The 4087-nt window shown below is 42.9% G+C and carries 3 protein-coding genes; 2 read left to right on the top strand and 1 reads right to left on the bottom strand.

Translation table 11 applies throughout. The features are described from left to right. Positions 1–26: 26 nt before the first annotated feature. On the bottom strand, positions 27–458 hold the full coding sequence (locus H6F50_RS08905; RefSeq protein ID WP_190410694.1) for a BlaI/MecI/CopY family transcriptional regulator: 432 nt from the start codon (positions 456–458) through the stop codon (positions 27–29). 222 nt (positions 459–680) lie between these two features. Here H6F50_RS08905 and H6F50_RS08910 point away from each other — a divergent pair, with 222 nt between their 5' ends. Together H6F50_RS08910 and H6F50_RS08915 are read left to right on the top strand one after the other, a co-directional pair. Next, positions 681–1361, top strand: a complete 681-nt coding sequence (locus H6F50_RS08910; RefSeq protein ID WP_190428412.1) for a tetratricopeptide repeat protein — start codon at positions 681–683, stop codon at positions 1359–1361. A 92-nt stretch (positions 1362–1453) separates the two neighbouring features. Continuing rightward, positions 1454–3811, top strand: a complete 2358-nt coding sequence (locus tag H6F50_RS08915; RefSeq protein WP_242028952.1) for a TonB-dependent receptor — start codon at positions 1454–1456, stop codon at positions 3809–3811. The last annotated feature ends 276 nt before the right edge of the window (positions 3812–4087 follow it).

Consider the following 4087-nt stretch of genomic DNA (forward strand, 5'->3'; position numbering starts at 1 on the left):
CAATCCTAACGCCGTCAGAATCATCGCTAGATGCATGATTTTCCCTCCTCTCTCGCTTTGCGTGCGGATTGAAGACGAAGCGCGATCGCTTCTATTTGCTCTACGCTAGCGCTATCTAGGCTATCTGCAAAGGCGGCGACGACATCTGGGTTCCCCACTGCCAAAAACTGGTGTAACTGTTCGTGAGCTTTAATGACTTGCGCTTCTTCCCGCGATACCAAAGGTTGCCAGCAAAAGCTTCGTTCTTGTTTATCGCAAGCTAGCCAACCTTTTTGGGTCAGGCGACGCAGCACCGTAGTTACAGAAGTATAAGCTAACTCCCGGTCTGGGTCAGCCAGAATGCGATCGTGTACATCCTTAACGGTGGCAGAGCCGAGTTCCCAGACGATATTTAAAATCTCCGCTTCCAAAGGGCCAAGGGAAAGTTGTTTGGGACGGTAGTTAGGTAGAGGAACCATACATCTGAACTTTGTGCCTTGTGCAATCTCTGAATAAGCTTACACTCCAAACTTGCACTCTTGTTCAAGTTTGACAGCTTGTCTTTTGACGGCAACAACGACTCAACTCAAAATAATGGGGTTGCATCCCAATCAGAGCAAAATCTGCTGACATTGAGCCTGCGTAGGCAGGCTTTGTTTGTGTAGCCACAGACTTACAGCCTGTGAGCAATTGGCTACTAAATGACGGGTGTTACGCAGTGCTTTCTCAACATCTATGTTCTCAACGTCTATGTTATGAGTCGCCTTTCCCGCAGGATTGTCATCTTCAGCATTATCTTCAGCATTGTAATGGCACTGCTGAATTCGCCGTCGATGGCTCAAGCTCAGCCATTACAAATCACGCTAACGGCGAGTACCGATACAGATCAAATGAGCGCTGAGGACTTCTTCAAGCGCGGAGTTTACGAGGTATTGAGTGGAGATTACCTTGAAGCGATCGCTGATTTAAACCAAGCAATTCGGCTCAATCCCGATAATGCTCAAGCTTACACGAATCAAGGTCTTGCCCGCGCTGCCCTCGGAGATACGCAAGGAGCGATCGCTGACTTTAGCCAAGCAATTGAGATCGACCCCAGCCTCGCTTTAGCTTACTATAATCGGGGTTTTGTCCGCTCCCAACTACAAGATTATCCGGGAGCAATAGAAGACTTTAGCCAAGCGATTGAACTCAATCCTCAGGATGGCGATGCCTATCACTGTCGCTGTCTCATTCACTACACGCTGGGAGATAAGCAGGGAGTGAGAGCAGATTTTGAGAAAGCCACCGATCTCTATCTACAACAAGGGAAACGACAACAATATCAAAGTTTACTACAAGAAATTAAAGAGCTTCATTCGTCAAGTCATTTTCTAGTTTCTTGATCATTTGTTACCTTGAATCATCCATGCGATCGCTAAAGCTCGAAGCAATTAGCTAAAACGATTATTAACTAAAACTTTATTGGAAAAAATATATGAATAAACAATTATTGTTCAATAGCTTTTTGATGGCGAACGCTGTAGCAGTATTCATTGCTCCTCTAGTTCGGGCAGAAGTCACACAAGTCACTAGCATTCGTTTAATTCCAACAAGTAACGGCATTCAGGTAATTTTAGAAACTACGGGTGGTACACTTTCTCAAATTTTGACATCCAGCAACAACGATATCTTTACCGCTAACATCATCAATGCTCAGTTGAGCTTACCCGAAGGAAATCGTTTCTATCAAAACAACCCTACTGATGCAATTACTGCTGTATCTGTTACTCCTTTGGATTCTAATAGTATTCAGGTAGTCATAATTGGAAAGGCTGGGATTCCGCCCGGAGAAGTTAATCAAAGTGATTCCGCGCTTATTTTCAACCTAGATAATACTACTGATTCCATAGCATCTGAGCCTGATAGCGAGTCTGATGAAACGCCTGAAGCATTTGAATCAAGCGAGTTGGCAACTGAGCCAGAAGTTCAAGTAGGAACAAATGAAGAAATTGAATTAGTCGTAACGGCGAAAAGAGAAATTTTTCCAGAAACATCTACGCCCGTCTATACAATTAATCAAGAAGAAATTCAAAAGCAAGGCGCTAATAGTGCAGCGGAAGTCTTGAGAGGACTCCCTGGATTTGCCATTAATGATGCCGGTTTCGGGGCAGATATTCATACTGGCACTTACTACCGGGGACATTCGATTAATCAGTCTGTTTTTCTCCTCAATGGCAGACCTATCAACACGAATATTAATACTTATCATGGTGCTACCGACCTTAATAGTATTCCAGTAGAAGCAATCGAAGAAGTGGAATTATCCAGCGGCACCAGTTCTACTTTATATGGTTCGGAAGCTTTTGGAGGAGTTGTTAATATCATCACCAAACAAGGACAAGAAGTTCCTAGACTCAATGCTTTAGTTGAATATGGCTCTTTTAATCAGTCTAACTATCGGATTAGCTATGGCGGTTCTGTTGACAATCTAAGATTTAATCTTGGCTATGAAGATTACGAGGCAGATAATCGTTATGCTGTCCCTAAAGGTGCAGCTAATCGGGATTCCGAAGGTCTTCTATTTAACGGAGATACCGCAACTAGTAACTACTTTGGTGGGATCTCACTAGATTTGAATTCTAGAAATACTCTTAGTTTAGATGCTTCTAAAATTAGCAGTCGTCGTGGGTTACTTTATTTTGGGTTTCCTCTGCAAAAAGACAGATTAGACCACGATGCTTTTAATATTGGGTTATCTTGGAAGACTTTGCTAGGAGAAGGTGAAGATTCTGTTCTGAAAACGACACTTTCCTATAATCAAGATTACTTTAACACTTATGGCCCAACTCAAAATATTTTCTACCGGACTGGTACCCTAAATTCCCAAGCTCTCAATGCTAGGGTAGAACATCAGTGGCAAACATCTCCTCGAAATACTCTAACTTGGGGATTCGATGTACAAAATAGTTATTTGAATGGGGATGTGTTAAGTACGGTTCCAAATCAGATTGCCCTTAACGAAACTGAAAATCGAGATAGATTTCATACAGCAATATTTGCTTTAAATACTTGGAAAATAAGCAACTCATTACAGGCAGATTTTGGTCTGCGACAAAATTTTAATAGTGACTTTGGGAGCTATTTGAATCCCAGTGTCGGGGGACGGTGGGCTGTTACTCCAACGGTGGCTGTGCGGGGCAGTTGGGCTTCGGTTCAGCGCAATCCTGGATTAGATCAATTGTATGTTTTTGATACGGTTCATAACTGGTTGCCGAACCCGGATCTAAATCCAGAAACCGGCTCTTCTTGGACGGCTGGAGTCGATATCCAGTTTTTAGAAAATTTGGCAGGACAGTTTACCTATTTCGGCAGCCGTTTAGATAATCGCCTCGGAGTTATATCAGGTCGTTGGGCGAATATTGGGCTGGTAAATACAAATGGTTTAGAAGCCGCATTACGGTGGCAAATGACTCCGCAATGGTCAACTTTTCTCAACTATACCTATACAGATGCGCGAATCGAGACAGGATTGGAGAAAGGATTACAACTAGGTTTAATTCCTTACTCAGTAGGACAATTCGGGATTGGTTATGCGAGTGGAGGATGGCAACTGAATCTATATGCAAGTTACCACGGCGGGGCACGGAGAGCTTTCTTTAATAATCCTGGCGAGAGTAACAAAGATTTTTCCCCGTCCTTTTTAAATTTAGATTTAAGCGGTCGGATTCCGATTACTAAGAATTTTGGGATTACAGTGAATTTAGAAAATTTGGCTGATGTAAAGTACGAGAAAGCTAATCGAATCTATCACCCCGGTTTAACTTTACGAGTTGGCTTACAGTCCAATTTTTAAAAATTTTGGATAGGTATTGGATAGGGTAAGAGTAGAATTTTACTGCTTTTTGTCAGAGCGATCGCTTAACGCAATCCTGTCGTCATCCCGAAATTACCTCCTTGAGATAGAGGTATTTATGCCGCTAGACAGGTGTAATTTTTGATGAAAGCGCAACTTTCTACGAAATTGATTGAATTATGGCTCTTTATCGTCGAAATTTCCTGTTTCTGCTAGGTGGCACTGCCGGAGCAGCCGTCATTGGGGCTTTCCCCGCAGCTTGTGCAGCTCAAACAA

Source organism: Coleofasciculus sp. FACHB-712, assembly GCF_014695635.1.
Taxonomy (GTDB): Bacteria; Cyanobacteriota; Cyanobacteriia; order Cyanobacteriales; family FACHB-T130; genus FACHB-T130.

What these genes read in the sequence shown, in the direction of transcription:
- H6F50_RS08915 (WP_242028952.1), top strand. Translation starts at nt 1,454, where the DNA reads ATGAATAAACAATTATTGTTCAATAGCTTTTTGATGGCGAACGCTGTA.
- H6F50_RS08905 (WP_190410694.1), bottom strand. Translation starts at nt 458, where the DNA reads ATGGTTCCTCTACCTAACTACCGTCCCAAACAACTTTCCCTTGGCCCT.
- H6F50_RS08910 (WP_190428412.1), top strand. Translation starts at nt 681, where the DNA reads ATGACGGGTGTTACGCAGTGCTTTCTCAACATCTATGTTCTCAACGTC.